Raw genomic sequence first — 16932 nt, forward strand, 5'->3', positions numbered from 1 at the left:
AAATAAAAAAAGCTGTCTCTGTACTATCAACATGAAACAGCTTTTCTTGTTTGCAAAGAAACCTGCTAATCCAGGCCTATCATGATAAACGATCCCCAATAAATAGGGTCAGGGTATTCCGTTCTTAGTTCCTTTTTTGCTTCGATGAATGATTGCCTTTTTTTACCAGTCTCCAGCCATTTTTTGTAGAATTTGGTCATTAGCAATTGAGTTGCCCGGTCATCGACTTTAAACATACTCATGATCAGGGTTTTGGCACCCGCTACCAAAAAGGCACGTTGCAGGCCGTATACACCTTCTCCTACCGCCAGTTCCCCCAGTCCTGTTTCGCAGGCGCTCAATACAACCAGCTCGGTCTGATCAAGGTTGAGGTTCATAGCTTCATAGGCTGTAAGTATCCCATTTTCAAGATTATAGTTGTAGGCTGTCTTATTCAAAAGATCTCCTGCACCGGTTAGCAAAAGACCCGTCCGAAGTAATGGATTTTGAGCTGCCTCCGATTCACTTTGCATGATCTCCTGCGAGGTTTCCAATTCCTTAACAGGTGTGAAAAAACCATGCGTGGCAATGTGGAAGACTTTTGGATTATCCAACCTTTTGATTTGCTCTTCATTGGCTTCCTGCTCCATATAGGAGGTTGTGGTCCAGCCTTTGTTGCTTAGCAGGTCTCTAAGCTCGCGCACTTCGCGCTCTGTGCCGGGCAGAGCATTTATATCACCCGAATTAGAGGCCATATAAAAAGCCGGATTTCCAAACATAGAGGCCCTTTTTTCTTCCTGGACCAATTGTGTCTTTACCTGTCTGAGATAAATATCTTTTGTGTTGCTTACCAGTATGATATTCGAATTGTCTATAACATATTTCTCATCGCTGACAGGTATAGCCTCCAGGTTAATCTGGTTGTAGACACCGTCGGCAGAGAGGTAAATGGTAGGATAGGCACCGGCAATGTTTTTTAACGGTGCCCAGTAATTGTCATAAGAGTACCTGTCCTTTACCTTAAAAGTGATGCTGTTTCGGTAAAACTTAAATAATTTATTCTCCAGGTCATGGCCATTTTTGATCAGCACCACTTCCGGCTCGGGTTGCTCTTTTTCATGCTTGATGTAAATGGCTGCATACACCACTGAATCTGTAAATACATGGTCGAAATAGCGATATCTTACCATCTCAATGGCTATCTCGTTAGGCTTGAGGGCCTTTTGTACATTTTGCCATACGATAGTTTTGTCTTCGAAACTTGAGCTAAACAGCTCTGATTTTTGGCTCAGGTCTTTTTCCAGTTGCTCTACCTCATGAGCAAGTGCGACAGGGTCGATCTGATTTTCAGTGAGCTGTTCCACGCTCATTGAAAGTACATTTGTGAGGTGCTCCTTTTTGGCCAGCCAGTCATTATATTTACTTTTAAGCTCTTCGTCGCTGCTGGTTAGTATTCTTTCTCTGATCTTAATCGAAGAGTTTAACAAAATAGCTTTTGTCAGTAATGCGTTGTTATATACTGAGCCAATAACCTTTTTATCAGTATCCTTCAGGTTAAAGGCCAGCGTGTTGTAAAACTCGAAATCAGGCCTGATAGTATTCCAGTATTTGGCTTTTTCCCTTTCACTCAGTGCCGGGAAGAAATCACGGATAAAGTTTCCATAATTTACCAGTGCCTCTTCAATGAATTTTTTTGCATTGCGGCTGTCACCCTCCATATAGTATACTTTGCTTAGCTTGGAAAGTATCTTCACATATTCAGGATGGTTGTTATTAAAGAATTTTTCGTAAAGCTTTTTGGCTTTCTCATAGTTCTCTTCAGCAAGATCAAATTTGCGTTGCAGGTAATAGATATCACCGGTAAGAGTATAAATACTTGCTGCATTGATGTTATTTCTACGGCCAACTTTTGATACCCATATGTTTTCAGCCAGTGTAAGGGCATTAAAGGCTTCATCGAACCTTCTTTGGGAAATATAGACTTTGGAGAGCTCTGTTAAAATGTTGGCGTACTGAGGGTTTCGGTTTCCCAATTTGCCGGCAATTATATTTTTGGCTTCGTCCATCAGTTTCTCCACTTCTCTCAGGTTGTCACCTTTATAAAAACGAATGAGAGCAAGCTGTGTAATAGAATTACCTACATCTACATGTTGACGTCCAAATTGTGCTTCCTGGATCTTAATTGCACGCTCCACGTTGGCCTGGGCTTTATCGTAATCACCAATGCTTGTATATATTTCCGAAAGCAGCAGAAGCGAAGGGGCCATTTTGGAAGAATTGCTTCCGAAAATACTTTCCGCGATAGCCAGTGAGCGTTGGGCTGTTTTTTCAGCCTCAGGGTATTCACCTGATATTAATTTTAACCTGCCTTTGTTAACCAAAGGAGCAACAAGTTTTCTTGATTGGCGGCCATATCGTACTTCGTAAGTAGTAATAAGCTTTTGTAAAAGCCTTTCAGTCTCGGTATACCTTCCAAGGGTAATGTACAGACTCGCCAGTTCCTCGGTAGCATTGAGCTCATTATAATTTACAGTAGATTCAGCCCTGGTCAGTAGCTTCTGGGATCGTTCCAGTGTTTCTTCAGCATCATCAAACAATCCCTGGATGGCTTTTAATTTGGCGCTTGTTTCCATAGCGTTGACATAGTCAGCTACACGCTTCTCATTACGTCTTTCCCTTTCCAGTATTTCTGTGGATTTGCTGATATTTTCCTGTGCCTTGTCGTACTCTCCCAGTTTGATCTGTAACCTGGCTATTTCATTAAGCTCAACACCATAATCGGGATCCTGATCGTCGTATTTGGAGCGGGCAGCGTCAAGAGCCTTGTCAAGAGTGGCAGAAGCTTTGGCATATTGATCAGTATTTTCATAGAAAGTAGAGATATGGTTGAGTATGTTGACATAATCTTTATGCCATGGGTCGATCTCCTTGCTTACGATTTTAAAGAAGCTTTCATTATAGATATTCTCGGCCTCTTTGATCTTGTCGGTAAAGTCGAGGTAGTAATTCGCCAGTTCAATTTTTGCCAGGTGGTATTCCGGTGAGTTTTCTCCATACAATGCTTTCTTGATTTCTATGATATCAGTGAGGTTTTTTTCTGCCGCCAGAAAGTTCTGGTTTTGTCTGGCCAGCCGGTACAGAAAATCCAGTATATCAATGGTCTTTTTGTGGTTTCTGGGGAGAGCCCGCGTGGAGGCAAGTATGGCATTGGCCTGGTTTTCGAGATTTTTGGTTCTTTCTTTAACAAGCTTGGAGTCAAATTCAAGGGTTTCAAGGTTGAGATAATGCAGGCTGCTTTTGGAGAAATTTCTCTTTATGGCCTTCTCATACTCCACCTTCAGATTACGGTATTTGGCTTTGTTGTCATTAAGCAAATACTGTTTTAAAAGTGCCTCAAAAAGTTCAAAAGCAAGGTAATGCGATTCTTCGTGTTGTCTTTTGAGGTTTGATAAGGATTTTTCAAACTTAATGTTGTTGGGCATCTTTTCTACGTCTATACCATTTTCAACCAGAAGTTTGCCATGTAAAAACTGGTTGTTGATATAGTAAACACTGGTATTACCCAGATTCGAACTGATCCATTCTTCTGCCCTTACAAACGCGCTGTCAGCACTGTTGTAGTTGCCTTTTTTTCGAAATGTATTGGCTTTTAGGGTCAGTAAGGTGGCGTAGTCACCCAGTCGCTCACCTATCTCTTCTTCAGAAAGCCTCCTGGTCTTTAGTTTTCCTGATTCATCTACATAAGTCTCCTTCAGCACCGCTCTGCTTTGGAAGTAATCCAGCTGATTATTAATAAACGAAAGTGCCTGCCTGTAATAACCCTGCCCGGAGAGCACTTCAGCACGCGTCAGATTTATTTGTGCCTGCATTTTATCATCTAACTGGTCAGACGATTTTAATGTTTTCTCCGCTGCCTCTACATGCTCCTGGGCACTAACATAGTTGCCATAATGTGCCAGGATCTCAGCTATTTCCAGTTGGTTTCTGGCATGTTTTACACTATGTTCTCCATTAACAGCCATACTGACCTGCAGCGCCTGCTGAATGCTGTTATCAAACTCTACAAGTACCCCCACAGCCAAATTAAACCGGGCTTCTCTAAGGTAGTATTGCGGCATGTATTCGTTATTGGTGCCGAGTTTTTTTGATAATTTTTTCTTGAATTTGGCTAAGGTCTTCTTCGCTTTTACATAGTCGCCTTCTTCATATTGGGCATCAGCTTTGTTGAGATATTTGTCCCAATTCTGGGCATAACCCACAGAAAATGATAATAGAAGTGCAAGGGCGATACATGTCTTCAAGCTTTTGAAATTAAAATCCATGACACGTGTATTTAAGTTTAGGGTAGGTTTTTCCTATATAAATATAATGATTTAGATTATTAATTTTTTAGCTTTTCAATAATTTGTTCAGGATGTCCTTAGCTGCTTCGGCAATTACTGTTCCCGGCCCAAATATTCCGCTCACTCCGGCTTTGTAGAGATAGTCATAGTCTTTTGGAGGAATAACACCTCCCGCAATAACCATGATATCTTCCCTGCCGAGTTTTTTTAGTGCATTGATCAACTCAGGCACCAGTGTTTTATGGCCTGCAGCAAGGCTGGAGGCTCCGATTACGTGTACATCATTTTCTGCGGCTTGCTGGGCCACCTCTTCCGGAGTTTGAAACAATGGTCCGATATCCACATCGAAGCCAAGGTCTGCAAAACTGGTAGCAATAACTTTTGCCCCCCTGTCATGGCCATCCTGACCCATTTTGGCCACCATTATTCGCGGTCTTCTGCCTTCTTCTTCTGCAAATTTGTCCGAGAGTACTTTAGCTTCTTTAAAGTTGTTGTCCATTTTCGCTTCTCCTGAATATACACCTGATATTGATCTTATAGTAGCTTTATGACGACCATAAACCTCCTCCATGGCGTCAGAAATCTCGCCCAGCGTTGCTCTTTTTCTTGCAGCATCCACCGCCAGCTCTAACAGGTTGCCATTGCCGGATTTCGCAGTTTCTGTTATAGCCCGAAGTGATTCCTGAACTTCTTCCTGATTACGCTCAGCCTTAAGTTTATTTAATCGTTCTATTTGTTGGTTCCTCACACGGGTGTTATCCACTTCCAGAATATCAAAGTCCGGTTCTTCATCAGTTTGATATTTATTCACACCCACAATAATATCTTTTCCGGAATCAATCCTGGCCTGTTTTCGGGCTGCAGCTTCTTCAATCCTCATTTTGGGTACACCGCTTTCTATGGCCTTGGCCATACCTCCCAGTTCTTCCACCTCCTCAATCAACGCCCAGGCTTTATCTACAAGCTCGGCGGTAAGGCTTTCAACATAGTAGGAGCCTCCCCAGGGGTCGACTACGCGGGTAATACCGGTTTCATTTTGAAGGTAGAGTTGTGTATTACGAGCTATACGGGCTGAAAAGTCAGTTGGCAGAGCTATGGCTTCATCCAGGGCATTGGTATGCAATGATTGCGTATGACCTAATGCTGCTGCCAGAGCCTCAACGCAGGTGCGGGTTACATTATTATAAGGATCCTGTTCCGTTAAACTCCAGCCAGAAGTCTGGCAGTGCGTCCTTAAGGCCATTGATTTCGGATCTTTTGGGTTAAACTGTTTCACAATTTTTGCCCAGAGCAACCTCCCCGCTCTCATTTTGGCAATTTCCATAAAATGGTTCATGCCGATGGCCCAGAAGAATGACAGGCGCGGAGCAAATACATCGATGTCCATACCGGCATTAATTCCCGTTCTGAGGTACTCCATTCCGTCGGCCAGCGTATAGGCAAGCTCTATGTCCGCGGTAGCACCAGCCTCCTGCATATGGTACCCGCTAATGCTTATGGAGTTGAACCGGGGCATGTTTCTGGAGGTGTATTCAAAAATGTCGGCAATGATCTTCATGGATGGGAGTGGAGGATATATGTATGTATTCCTTACCATAAACTCCTTTAGAATGTCATTTTGTATGGTTCCGCTAAGCTGCTCAGGTTTTACACCCTGCTCTTCGGCAGCAGCTATGTAAAATGCCATCACCGGCAGCACGGCACCATTCATAGTCATGGAAACAGACATTTTATCGAGAGGGATCTGATCGAAGAGCACCTTCATATCCAGCACCGAATCTATGGCTACCCCGGCTTTGCCGACATCACCGGCTACCCTTGGATGGTCAGAATCATAGCCACGGTGTGTAGCCAGATCAAATGCTACAGAAAGTCCTTTCTGGCCCGCTGCCAGGTTTCTTCTGTAAAACGCATTGGACTCTTCTGCTGTAGAGAAACCTGCATATTGGCGTATAGTCCAGGGTCTGCCGGCATACATGGTTGAATACGGTCCTCTCAGGTAAGGCGGTATGCCCGCTGAGAAACCGGTATGTTCAAGCTTTTCAAAATCTTTCTTTGAGTAATATGACTGTATATCTATTTTTTCGGCAGATGCTGTAGTAGTAGACTGATGTGAATTTTCCTTTTTTGGAGTAAATTCATTATATTTTATATGGGTAAAATCTGGTTGCATATGGAGTTATTGTATCTTTTCTTTTTCCTGTTTTACTTTTTGTTGAAACTTAAGCCAGGCTTCCCGGGCCAGCTTATCGGTAAGTACTTCCAGGTAGTAAGACCCTGCGGCAGGATCAGTGGTTTTATTAAAATAAGACTCTTCTTTTAGAATAGAACTTACATTACGGGCGATCCTTACCATGAGCGTATTGCCATAGTCTTCCGGCTCGGTCAACAGACTGTCGCACCCTCCTAATATTGCAGACATGGCCGCGGTGGTTGATTTTAGCATGTTGGCATGAGGCTGATATTTTTCTTCTGCCCATGCAGGCGAAACACAATGTATGTGCAGGTCTTCAGGGTTAAAGTCGTCAGCTTTATAAGCGTGGCTCAGCTGGAAATACAGACTCCTCAATGCCCTTGTTTTAGCTATCTCACCAAAGTAGTCTTTTGATACCAGGGAACTGAAAGAGATCTTTGAAGTGATCTGACGAATATCGAATTCAGCAGCATCCAAAGTGTTGATTACCGAAACAGCCGTATGAAGTAAGTCGGCAATGGCGGTTGAAATGTCTTTTTCCCCGGAACTAATGTTCAGAGACAGCCCGGGAAAATTAATGATAGCTTTGAATACTTCGAGATAATTACCAGTGGTCCGGTTGGGCTCATTTAAAAAAATAATGCCCGATATACTTTGGTGATCGATGCCCCTATCGTCAATTAAGTCAGTGTAGTTATATAAATGCTGTTTAAAGTCGGCTCCCACTACGAAGGAAACACTGCAATAGTCTAATAAAATGTCATAAAGCAAATCGGTAAGTAAGACATTTTGTGTATGAGTCAGGTCAAAAATGAGGCCGTCAGCACCGTTATTGAGGGCTTCCAGTGCTTGCTTATTTGCTGCTTTAGAGTCGTTTACAATTATTTTTTGGAGGTTCTCCCAGTACCGGTTCTCACCCGTAGGGTTTTCTTTTAAAATAAGCCTGTTCTGAAATTTTTCAATTCCTTTAATGGATTTCAGATCGCTTTCGTCATAGTAGGGCTCAAGGGTGATTTTGTCGTTAAAATTCCAGTTATATTTTTCAAAAACATCTTCCCCTTTCAGGTCAGAGGTGGCTTTTTTTATCCAGTCCTCTTTTGGAGAGTTTTTAAAGTCAATAAATAAATTTTCTTGTCGTTCACTCATTAATATATATGTAAGGTTATAAGGTAAAGTTAATTGTTTTGGATTACTTATGAGAAGTGAGCGAAGATAATATTATTACCCGCGTAGGTAATTCAATTATACATTTTAAAGAATTCGTATTCTTTTATTGGTTTGGGAAAAATAAGTGTAAAATCTTTGAAAAATAGAGCTATAGAGCGCTTTCATGTTCGTGATTTTTTTCACAAATTTGTTACCCTTTTCTCTTAGAGGGTTTGGAGATTTACCAATCTTATAGAATTACAATACATGCACATTGATTGCGAAACGGTTTGGAGTGATTGTCTGCGGGTAATCAAGGATAACGTGGCGGAGCAAAGTTTCAACACTTGGTTTCAGCCAATCGTGCCTTTAAAATGCGCGGACGATATTTTGACTATTCAGGTTCCGAGTCAGTTTTTCTACGAATGGCTTGAAGAACATTATGTGCATGTACTGAAAAAAGCTATTATAGCAGTTATGGGGCCGAAAGCTCGTCTGGAATATTCGGTTATAGTAGATAGGGGGAACAGCAAATCCTCACCTTTATCTGTTAGCCTGCCAAACCGCACACCTTCAAGAAATTACAATGCCAGTAATGGTAAAGACGAGTATATTTCTCCTTTTCAGTTGAAGTCGGTAGACTCTCTGTATCAGGAGTCTCAGCTAAATCCCAATAATACATTCGATTCATATATTGAGGGTGATTGTAACAGGCTGGCGAGGTCGGCGGGTTATGCCGTGGCTCAAAAGCCGGGGGTAACTTCCTTTAACCCGCTTATGCTTTACGGCGGTGTTGGCCTTGGTAAGACACATCTGGTACAGGCTATTGGTAATGAGATCAAGAATAATCTTTCTGATCGCTTTGTCTTATATGTTTCATCAGAAAAATTTACCAATCAGTTTATTGACGCCCTGAGGAACAATAAGGCGCAGGAGTTTCAGAACTTTTACATGCAGGTGGATATACTCATTATAGATGATGTACAGTTTCTTGCTGGTAAGGAAAGAACTCAGGAAATATTCTTTCATATCTTCAATCACCTGCACCAGGCTGGTAAGCAGATCGTGATGACCAGCGACTGTCCTCCCCGTGACCTGAAAGGCTTGCAGGAAAGGCTGCTGTCCAGGTTTAAATGGGGGCTGACCGCAGATTTGCAACAGCCCGATTATGAAACACGGGTGGCAATTATCCAGCGTAAGATGCAGTCGGATGGTATATACATACCTGAAAACGTGATAGAATACCTGGCTTACAGTGTTGATACCAATATCAGAGAGTTGGAAGGCGTACTGATCTCTTTGATAGCACATGCTTCTTTAAATCGTGTGGATATTGACCTGGAACTTGCCAAGCAAACCCTGAAGAATATCGTTCATGATATAGAAACAGAAGTAGGTATTGACTACATACAAAAGACTGTTGCAGAATTTTTTAAAGTTGAAATAGCCTCCTTAAAAGACAAGATCCGTAAAAAGGAAATTGTGATAGCGCGGCAGGTAGCTATGTATTTCTCAAAGGAATACACTAACCATTCCTTAAAAGCCATCGGCTATCATTTTGGAGGTCGCGATCATAGTACAGTTATACATGCTGTACAGTCTGTCAATGATATGATGGATACCAATGCTTCATTTAAGGCCTCCGTAGAAGAATTGAAGAAAAAGCTCAAGATGCGGGCGGTGTAATAATGGCCCCGGCCAGAATGTCTATAGCCGCATTTATCTCTTCTTCATTTATAGACGCAAACCCCAGCCGCATGGCATTGAGGTTATCAATAAAATCATGATTTACATTGAGGTAAACTCCCTTTTTTAAACAATCATCTATCAAAGTTCTGGCATCAGGTTTTAGTCCATTACGGAATTTCACCCAAACTGCCATGCCTCCTTCCGGTACTTTAAATTCAATATGGTCACCGAGCCTTTCTGTTAGGAGCCTGCAAATCAGATTCCTTCTCAAAAGGTATATTTTAAGAGTTTTCTTTAGGTGCCGTTGAAGTTCCCCGTTTTCAATGGCCAGGGCCAGCACATGCTCCATCACCGGGTCGCCTTGTCTGTCAATGATGCCCCTGATCTTGCTGAGCTCGTCTATGATCCTACGGGATGACACCACATAGCCAATCCGGATGGCCGGAGCGAATATCTTGCTGAAAGAGCCAATATAGATGACATGTTCATGGTGATTGAGGCTTGCAAGAGGAAGCAGCGGACTGCTACTGTAGTGGAAATCATAATCGTAATCATCTTCTATAATGGCAAAATTGTATTTCAAGGCTAATTCGAGCAGCTGTATCCTCCGATTGGCAGACAGGGTAACTGTAGTGGGATAATGATGGTGTGGGGTAATGTATACCACACTCACTTTTGTAGTTTTTAAAAGGTTTTCCAATGCACCAATATCGAGCCCGTATTCATCTACATCAATGCGTTTCAATTTGCCCCCGAGATGCTCAATACTCCAATCTGCCGAATCATAACTGCTATGGCCTACTACCACCACGTCGTTTTCATTGAGGAGCACATTTAAGATCATATAGATGCCCATCTGGCTCCCTCGTGTGATCAGGATATTATCCTTACTGATATTCATGCCACGGGTTTCGGAGAGATATTGGCTTAGAGAGGTTCGCAACTTTTCGTCGCCCCGGGCATCGCCATACTTCAGAAAATGCTTACCATAACTGCTGCCGGATAATGAGCGACACTCCTTATATATCCAGTCGATAGGAGCAAGCCGGGGGTCGGGTGTGCCCGAGTTGATTTCTATTGTATGTTTGGGCTTAACCTTATAATTAGCAAAACCGGTCGATTTTATACGCAATGTTTCAGAGCCTGTCGTATTTTCATCGGCATTCAGTACATGAGGCTTAACTATGGGGAGCTTCCCTGATACAAAAGTTCCACGCGATGGAAAGGACTCAAGCCACCCCTGTGCCATTAGCTCGTCATAAGCCTGTACCACGGTTTTTCTGTTTACTACTAAAGTATCAGACATAGCCCTGGTGCCGGGCATTTTGGTGCTTTTAGCCAGGCGACCACTGGTGATCTCGCGTACTATGGCATTTGTTATTTGCAGGTACAAGGGAGTGCCTGAGCTGCCGTCTAACCTGATAACTGTTTTCCATGGAAACATAACCGGACCCATTGATAACTTAAAAATGGAACCCAAAGATACTCCGTTTGGTCGTTAGTTTTACAAAAGTTAAACACAATTTCTTATGGAGCAATTTGAAGTAACAACCAGAAATAAGGTAAAGAGAGTCCCGGAAAGAGGCCATTATGACAAGTCAACCGTCTATGAAATACTTGATGCAGGCTTTTTGTGTCACATCAGCTTCGTGGTTGATGGGCGCCCGATGATTATCCCCACATTTTATGGAAGGGAAGGAAATCAACTGTATATACATGGAGCCACTACCAGCAGAATGATCAAAAACCTTAAAGAGGGTGTGCCCATGACCCTTGCTGTAAGCCATGTGGACGGGTTAGTACTGGCCCGCTCTGCCTTTCACCATTCTATGAACTACAGATCTGTTGTGGTGTTTGGTACAGCCCGGGTAGTGGCTGACGAGGATAAAGATCATGCCCTGTACGTGATGTCCGAACACCTGATCGAGGGCCGGTGGCAAGAAGTAAGGCCTCCAAATGCCAACGAGTTAAAAGCTACCACTGTGTTGGCTATTGAAATGGAGCAGGCTTCTGCAAAGATTAGAACAGGCCCACCTAAAGATGATAAGGAAGATTATGACCTGGATATATGGGCCGGTGTGGTTCCGTTAGGTATGGGTATTGGGAGTCCTGTTAAAGATGATTTGCTAAAACCGAACGTTAAAATTTCTGATTCAGTACGGAAATATGTTTCTACAAACGATCAGGGCTTCAGTCTGGCAGATTATTTCAGAAATGATAATGGACATACATTGAGTAATGCGTCATGGTACAAATAGAAAGATGCCTGATCAAACCTGTCCCCACCAGAGATATGTCTGGTGGGGATTTTTTTTGCTTTTCATCTCTTTAGCTCATCCAACAGGGATTAATACGAACGTTTTTTTGACAGAGGCTGTTGGCACATAGCATACGCATCCGCTAAAATTGATCAGGCTTTTCAAAGCAATTCTTAAGCGACTGCCTCCTAAGATCTGGCGATGCAAATCTTATTTATGATTAAATTAGAATAATACCTAAATTAATCAGTTAAACACTATAAAGGAACCTTGGACGTACTGCTTAGTGTGAAAGTTGAACAATTACTTCGTTTGCAGTTGGTTTAAAGTTAGATTTATGGTTTGGAGTCATTGCCGAATTTTTGGGATGGAACCAAAATAGGTTCTGTTGAGAGTCAAAAAATTACATTAAAAGATTTATATGAAAGTTAAATTCAACGGAAGAAAACAACCCGGATTTTATGCTGAAGTAAAACAGGAGGTTGAAGAGTATTTCAAGACTAACAACATTAGTAAAAATGCCAATACAGCTATGGTGTCTAAATCAATTTTTTTCCTTGGGGCTTTAGTAGGGTTATACCTGTTAATCTTATTTGGAGGATTCAGTCTGTCCATAATGTTGATCCTGGCAATTCTTATAGGTATGGTTCAGGCTTTCATAGGATTTAACGTTTCTCACGATGCCATTCATGGTTCTTACTCATCGAGCCGCAGAATAAATAAGTTAATGAGTGGCAGCTTTTATATTATTGGTGCAAATCCCTATGTGTGGACGATCACACATAACCAGGTGCACCATACTTTTACCAATATACCCGGCCATGACGAAGATCTGGATGTAGCGCCGGGATTAGTAAGGGTGTCTCCTCAGGATGACCATAAACCAATCATGAAGTATCAGCATTTTTATGCTTTCTTTCTATATGGATTTGCTTCACTTTCATGGGTATTTAGAAAGGATTACGTCAAGTTCTTTCAAAAAAAAATAGGACAGACCGATAATACCAATCACCCGAGGATTGAATATTTTAACCTGTTTTTCTTTAAGGCATTGTATTATGCACTTTTTATAGTAATACCTCTGATAGTGCTGGATATAACCTGGTGGCAATTTTTGATTGGCTTCCTGATCATGCACATGGCTGAGGGCTTTGTTTTGGGACTTGTATTTCAACTTGCACATGTGGTGGAGGGCACTTCATTCCCTGAGCCGGACCCTCAAGGCAGAGTAGACGAGTCCTGGGCAGTACATCAGATGCAAACAACGGCTAACTTTTCAACTAAAAGCCCTATTGCTACATTTCTGTGTGGCGGATTGAACTTTCAGGTTGAGCATCATCTGTTTGCCAATGTTTGCCATATCCATTATCCGGAGATCTCAAAGATCGTGGCGCGAATTGCCCGGAAATATGATGTGCCTTATCATGTAAACCCCACGTTTTTAGGAGCCTTGGCTTCACATTATAAAACGCTTAAAAAGTTTGGCAGGGGTGAGATGGTCATGCAGCCTGTAAAGGCATGAAGTAGTGGTTAATAGTTTAATCTCTTATAAGAAAGCCCGGTAAATTATTTTGCCGGGCTTTCTTATAACCTGATTTTTCAAATCTATCTCAAGCCAATCCCCAACTCTTTCAACTGTTCCTCGCTTATAGTACTCGGTGAGTCTATCATTACATCGCGTCCTGCATTGTTCTTAGGGAAGGCTATAAAATCCCTGATGGAATCTGACCCTCCGAAGAGCGAGCACAGCCTGTCAAAACCATAAGCAATACCACCGTGAGGAGGGGCTCCATATTCAAAAGCATCCATTAAGAAGCCAAACTGGGCTTTTGCTTCTTCATCGCTGAAGCCAAGCTGCTTGAACATACGCTGTTGCAGCGCCTTATCATGTATTCTGATCGATCCTCCGCCAACTTCCACACCATTGACAACCATGTCGTAAGCGTTGGCTTTAACCACGCCCGGATCACTCTCCAGTTTATTCAGGTCTTCCGGTACCGGTGAGGTGAACGGATGGTGCATGGCATGATAGCGTTTTGTGTCCTCATCCCACTCCAGCAGAGGGAAATTCAATACCCAAAGTACTTTATATTCATTTTTGTTACGCAAACCAAGTTCATTGCCCATATGCAGTCGTAGCTCATTGAGTGCTTTTCTGGTATGGTCTTTATCACCACTTAGCACTAGCATCAGGTCACCGGGCTTGGCGTCCATTTTATTGGCCCATTCTTGCAGATCATCCTGTCCGTAGAATTTATCTACCGAAGATTTGAAGCTGCCATCAGCGTTGCATTTTACATAAACCAGGCCTTTGGCGCCTATCTGTGGTCTTTTAACATAGTCGGTTAGTGCGTCAAGCTGTTTTCTGGTGTATTCGGAGCAACCTTTGGCGCATATACCCACAACCAGTTCGGCACTGTCAAATACGTTGAAGCCCTTGTTTTGTGCAAGGTCATTAAGCTCAACGAACTGCATGTCGAAACGTGTGTCCGGTTTGTCGGAACCATAAAGTCTCATAGCATCGTCGTAGCTCATGCGGTCTATCTCTCCGATCTCTATGCCCTTTACACTTTTAAACAGGTGTCTCACCAGCCCCTCGAAAGTGCTCAAAATATCCTCTCTTTCTACAAATGACATCTCGCAGTCTATTTGAGTAAACTCTGGCTGGCGGTCAGCTCGCAGGTCTTCATCCCTGAAGCACTTCACGATCTGGAAATAGCGATCAAAGCCTGATACCATCAAAAGCTGCTTAAAGGTCTGTGGTGACTGAGGCAAGGCATAAAATTCTCCCTGGTTCATTCTTGAAGGGACAACGAAATCACGTGCACCTTCCGGAGTTGATTTTATCAATACCGGAGTTTCTACCTCCGTAAAATTCTGTCCGTCCAGGTAAGCCCTGGTTTCCTGCATCATGCGGTGGCGCAGGAGCATGTTGTTTCGAACCACACTTCTTCTCAAGTCAAGGTAGCGGTATTTCATGCGCAGGTCTTCACCTCCGTCAGTATCATCTTCTATGGTAAATGGAGGTACCTTGGATTTGTTGAGTATCTCCAGATTTGAAATCCTTACTTCTATGTCTCCGGTAGTGATCCTGTCATTCTTCGAAAGACGCTCCACTACGGTTCCGGTAGCTTTTATTACGAATTCACGGCCTAATGAAGCAGCAATTTTAAAAACATCATCAGCCGTTTTTCCTTCTTCAAAAATAAGCTGGGTAATGCCATATTTATCTCTGAGGTCTACCCAAAGTACACTGCCTTTGTCTCTTACGCGTTGCACCCATCCGCATAAAACTACTTCATTATTAACATCGTTTATTCTTAATTCACCGCAGGTATGTGTTCGAAGCATGCTAATTTATTTTAATTTTGAGGCGCAAAGTTAATGGTATTAATTTTGAGTGAAAACGATACGGTATAAATTTCAATAACAGATATGTCAAAACTGATGATATTTTTGTCCTTTATCCTTTGGACAGCTCCGGTGCAGGATAAAATGGTTAAAACCAAGGTAACCGAGAATATAACTATGTCCCTGCCCGAGGATTTTTACGCAATGTCTCCCGAAGATATTGCACAGCGTTACCCGTCAGTACGTAGCCCTATAGGAGCTTACACCAACAGTGCCAGGTTGGTTGACCTAAGTGTCAATATTTCTGCCACTCGCTGGAGAGAGCAGGATGTTGAAATGGCCAAAGGCTTTTTTAAAGCAAGCCTTTTTAACCTGTATGACAAGGTTGACCTGATCCAGGAGGATATCAAAACCATTAACAAAAAACAGTATATCGTTTTTGAATTTGAATCAAGGATCAATGGTGATCAGTTCTCGCTGGACAAAAAAGATCCTGTGAGAACCTACACTTATATTCAATACCTTATTATGAATGGTAAAACCATTGTTTTCAGCTTCAACTGTCCGATAAAACTGAAAGAGAAATGGCAGCCTGTAGCTCCGGAAATTATGAACAGTATCAAAGTTAAAGGAGGAATTTGATGGGGCTTTCGATCCATAGTGATGAGCATTTTATGAAAGAGGCCCTCAAACAGGCGATGATGGCCAAAGAGGAGGGCGAAATCCCGGTGGGTGCTGTGGTAGTGGCCGATAACCGGATCATTGCCAGGGCTTATAATCAGACCGAGCGACTCAATGACCCTACGGCACATGCCGAAATGCTGGCTTTGACGGCTGCCGGAAATTACCTTGGAACAAAATACCTTTCCGATTGTTCCCTATACGTTACGCTTGAGCCCTGCGGTATGTGTGCCGGGGCTCTGTATTGGGCGCAGTTGGGTAAACTGATCTATGCTGCTGCTGATGAAAAGAGAGGGTACACCGTAATCAATCCGGCCATGATCCACCCGAAAACAAAGGTTATCAGAGGGCCATACGCTGAGGAGGCAGGCCTGCTGGTGACAGATTTCTTTAAAGGTTTAAGAGGGTGATAGATAAATCGAATGTAATGATAAACAGAAGTTAACCGATTCGATTTTGTAGTTACCCCGTGGTGTGTATCTTTGGTCATAAGACTTAGTAAAAAGAAATGTTTAACTAAAAAACCAATAAAATTATGGCTTTCGAATTACCTGATTTACCCTATGCACATGATGCATTAGAACCACATATCGATGCCCGTACCATGGAAATCCACCATGGGAAACACCATGCTGCCTATACCAGCAAATTAAATGATGCTATTAAAGGTACTGAAATGGAGGGTAAATCCATTGAGGATATATTGGCTAATCACTCAGACAACGGAGCGGTTAGAAATAATGGTGGTGGTTATTACAATCACAACCTTTTCTGGACTGTGATGTCTCCAAATGGTGGAGGCAAGCCTTCAGGGGAATTGGCAGAGGCAATTGATGCCGCTTACGGTTCTTTTGATAAATTTAAAGAGGAGTTTTCAAACGCTGCCGCTACCAGGTTTGGTTCCGGATGGGCATGGCTATGTGTGCACAAAGGTGGCAAAGTGGAAGTATGCTCATCACCTAACCAGGACAATCCCCTGATGCCATCTGTAGGATGTGGCGGAACACCTGTTTTAGGACTTGATGTTTGGGAGCATGCTTACTACCTGAACTACCAAAACAAGAGACCTGATTACATAGCTGCATTCTGGAATGTAGTGAATTGGGACGAAGTAGCAAAAAGATACGCTAACGCGAAATAAGTTTCTTTAAGTGAAACGCCAAAAAGGAGCCGCTTCAATTTGAGACGGCTCCTTTTTTATGCATTGACTTGAAATCTAAAAAAACTATTTGTTGCTTTATTTTGAGCGCCCGCCTTATGGGGTTCATAAAGCAGGCTTTGACCTTTGGTT

11 protein-coding genes are annotated in these 16932 nt (G+C 42.6%); 6 read left to right on the plus strand and 5 right to left on the minus strand.

Annotated features, from left to right (window positions below):
- Nucleotides 1–65 precede the first annotated feature (65 nt).
- The 3 genes from LVD17_RS14125 to LVD17_RS14135 form a co-directional block, all read right to left on the minus strand.
- Nucleotides 66–4301 (minus strand): CHAT domain-containing protein, encoded by a 4236-nt coding sequence (locus LVD17_RS14125; protein ID WP_233767731.1) that lies wholly within the window; start codon nucleotides 4299–4301, stop codon nucleotides 66–68.
- 67 nt (nucleotides 4302–4368) lie between these two features.
- On the minus strand, nucleotides 4369–6495 hold the full coding sequence (scpA, locus tag LVD17_RS14130; RefSeq protein ID WP_233767733.1) for a methylmalonyl-CoA mutase: 2127 nt from the start codon (nucleotides 6493–6495) through the stop codon (nucleotides 4369–4371).
- 6 nt (nucleotides 6496–6501) lie between these two features.
- Nucleotides 6502–7662: a methylmalonyl-CoA mutase family protein gene (locus tag LVD17_RS14135; protein WP_233767735.1), complete on the minus strand. Its 1161-nt coding sequence runs from the start codon at nucleotides 7660–7662 to the stop codon at nucleotides 6502–6504.
- A gap of 267 nt (nucleotides 7663–7929) precedes the next feature.
- Between LVD17_RS14135 and dnaA the strand changes: the two genes are divergently transcribed.
- Complete coding sequence (gene dnaA / locus LVD17_RS14140) at nucleotides 7930–9348, plus strand: chromosomal replication initiator protein DnaA (RefSeq protein WP_233767737.1); 1419 nt, start codon at nucleotides 7930–7932, stop codon at nucleotides 9346–9348.
- Here dnaA and pdxR read toward each other — a convergent pair.
- Nucleotides 9329–10795: a MocR-like pyridoxine biosynthesis transcription factor PdxR gene (gene pdxR / locus LVD17_RS14145; RefSeq protein WP_233767739.1), complete on the minus strand. Its 1467-nt coding sequence runs from the start codon at nucleotides 10793–10795 to the stop codon at nucleotides 9329–9331. The two genes, dnaA and pdxR, sit on opposite strands and share 20 nt — an antisense overlap.
- 85 nt (nucleotides 10796–10880) lie before the next feature.
- Between pdxR and LVD17_RS14150 the strand changes: the two genes are divergently transcribed.
- Together LVD17_RS14150 and LVD17_RS14155 are read left to right on the plus strand one after the other, a co-directional pair.
- Complete coding sequence (locus LVD17_RS14150) at nucleotides 10881–11609, plus strand: pyridoxamine 5'-phosphate oxidase family protein (RefSeq protein WP_233767741.1); 729 nt, start codon at nucleotides 10881–10883, stop codon at nucleotides 11607–11609.
- Nucleotides 11610–12030: 421 nt separating this feature from the next.
- A complete protein-coding gene (locus tag LVD17_RS14155) occupies nucleotides 12031–13131 on the plus strand; it encodes a fatty acid desaturase family protein (RefSeq protein WP_233767743.1) in 1101 nt (366 codons plus the stop codon).
- An 83-nt stretch (nucleotides 13132–13214) separates the two neighbouring features.
- On the opposite strand, the gene aspS is transcribed toward LVD17_RS14155, so the two are convergent.
- A complete protein-coding gene (gene aspS / locus LVD17_RS14160; RefSeq protein WP_233767744.1) occupies nucleotides 13215–14960 on the minus strand; it encodes an aspartate--tRNA ligase in 1746 nt (581 codons plus the stop codon).
- A gap of 84 nt (nucleotides 14961–15044) precedes the next feature.
- Here aspS and LVD17_RS14165 point away from each other — a divergent pair, with 84 nt between their 5' ends.
- From LVD17_RS14165 to LVD17_RS14175, 3 genes are all read left to right on the plus strand, one after another.
- Nucleotides 15045–15602: a hypothetical protein gene (locus LVD17_RS14165; RefSeq protein WP_233767746.1), complete on the plus strand. Its 558-nt coding sequence runs from the start codon at nucleotides 15045–15047 to the stop codon at nucleotides 15600–15602.
- The gene (locus tag LVD17_RS14170; protein WP_155174123.1) at nucleotides 15602–16051 is read left to right on the plus strand and encodes a nucleoside deaminase; all 450 of its coding nucleotides are present in this window, start codon (nucleotides 15602–15604) and stop codon (nucleotides 16049–16051) included. Before LVD17_RS14165 ends, LVD17_RS14170 begins: the two co-directional genes overlap by 1 nt.
- 125 nt (nucleotides 16052–16176) lie before the next feature.
- Nucleotides 16177–16782 carry a superoxide dismutase gene (locus LVD17_RS14175; protein ID WP_155174124.1) on the plus strand — a complete coding sequence of 202 codons (606 nt, stop codon included), beginning with the start codon at nucleotides 16177–16179 and terminating at the stop codon, nucleotides 16780–16782.
- Nucleotides 16783–16932: the final 150 nt, after the last annotated feature.

This window comes from Fulvivirga ulvae (genome assembly GCF_021389975.1).
Lineage (GTDB): Bacteria > Bacteroidota > Bacteroidia > Cytophagales > Cyclobacteriaceae > Fulvivirga > Fulvivirga ulvae.

Coding starts and splice junctions, on each gene's coding strand:
- scpA (WP_233767733.1), bottom strand. CDS start 6,495: ATGCAACCAGATTTTACCCATATAAAATATAATGAATTTACTCCAAAA.
- LVD17_RS14150 (WP_233767741.1), top strand. CDS start 10,881: ATGGAGCAATTTGAAGTAACAACCAGAAATAAGGTAAAGAGAGTCCCG.
- LVD17_RS14175 (WP_155174124.1), top strand. CDS start 16,177: ATGGCTTTCGAATTACCTGATTTACCCTATGCACATGATGCATTAGAA.
- dnaA (WP_233767737.1), top strand. CDS start 7,930: ATGCACATTGATTGCGAAACGGTTTGGAGTGATTGTCTGCGGGTAATC.
- aspS (WP_233767744.1), bottom strand. CDS start 14,960: ATGCTTCGAACACATACCTGCGGTGAATTAAGAATAAACGATGTTAAT.
- LVD17_RS14135 (WP_233767735.1), bottom strand. CDS start 7,662: ATGAGTGAACGACAAGAAAATTTATTTATTGACTTTAAAAACTCTCCA.
- LVD17_RS14155 (WP_233767743.1), top strand. CDS start 12,031: ATGAAAGTTAAATTCAACGGAAGAAAACAACCCGGATTTTATGCTGAA.
- LVD17_RS14125 (WP_233767731.1), bottom strand. CDS start 4,301: ATGGATTTTAATTTCAAAAGCTTGAAGACATGTATCGCCCTTGCACTT.
- LVD17_RS14170 (WP_155174123.1), top strand. CDS start 15,602: ATGGGGCTTTCGATCCATAGTGATGAGCATTTTATGAAAGAGGCCCTC.
- pdxR (WP_233767739.1), bottom strand. CDS start 10,795: ATGTTTCCATGGAAAACAGTTATCAGGTTAGACGGCAGCTCAGGCACT.
- LVD17_RS14165 (WP_233767746.1), top strand. CDS start 15,045: ATGTCAAAACTGATGATATTTTTGTCCTTTATCCTTTGGACAGCTCCG.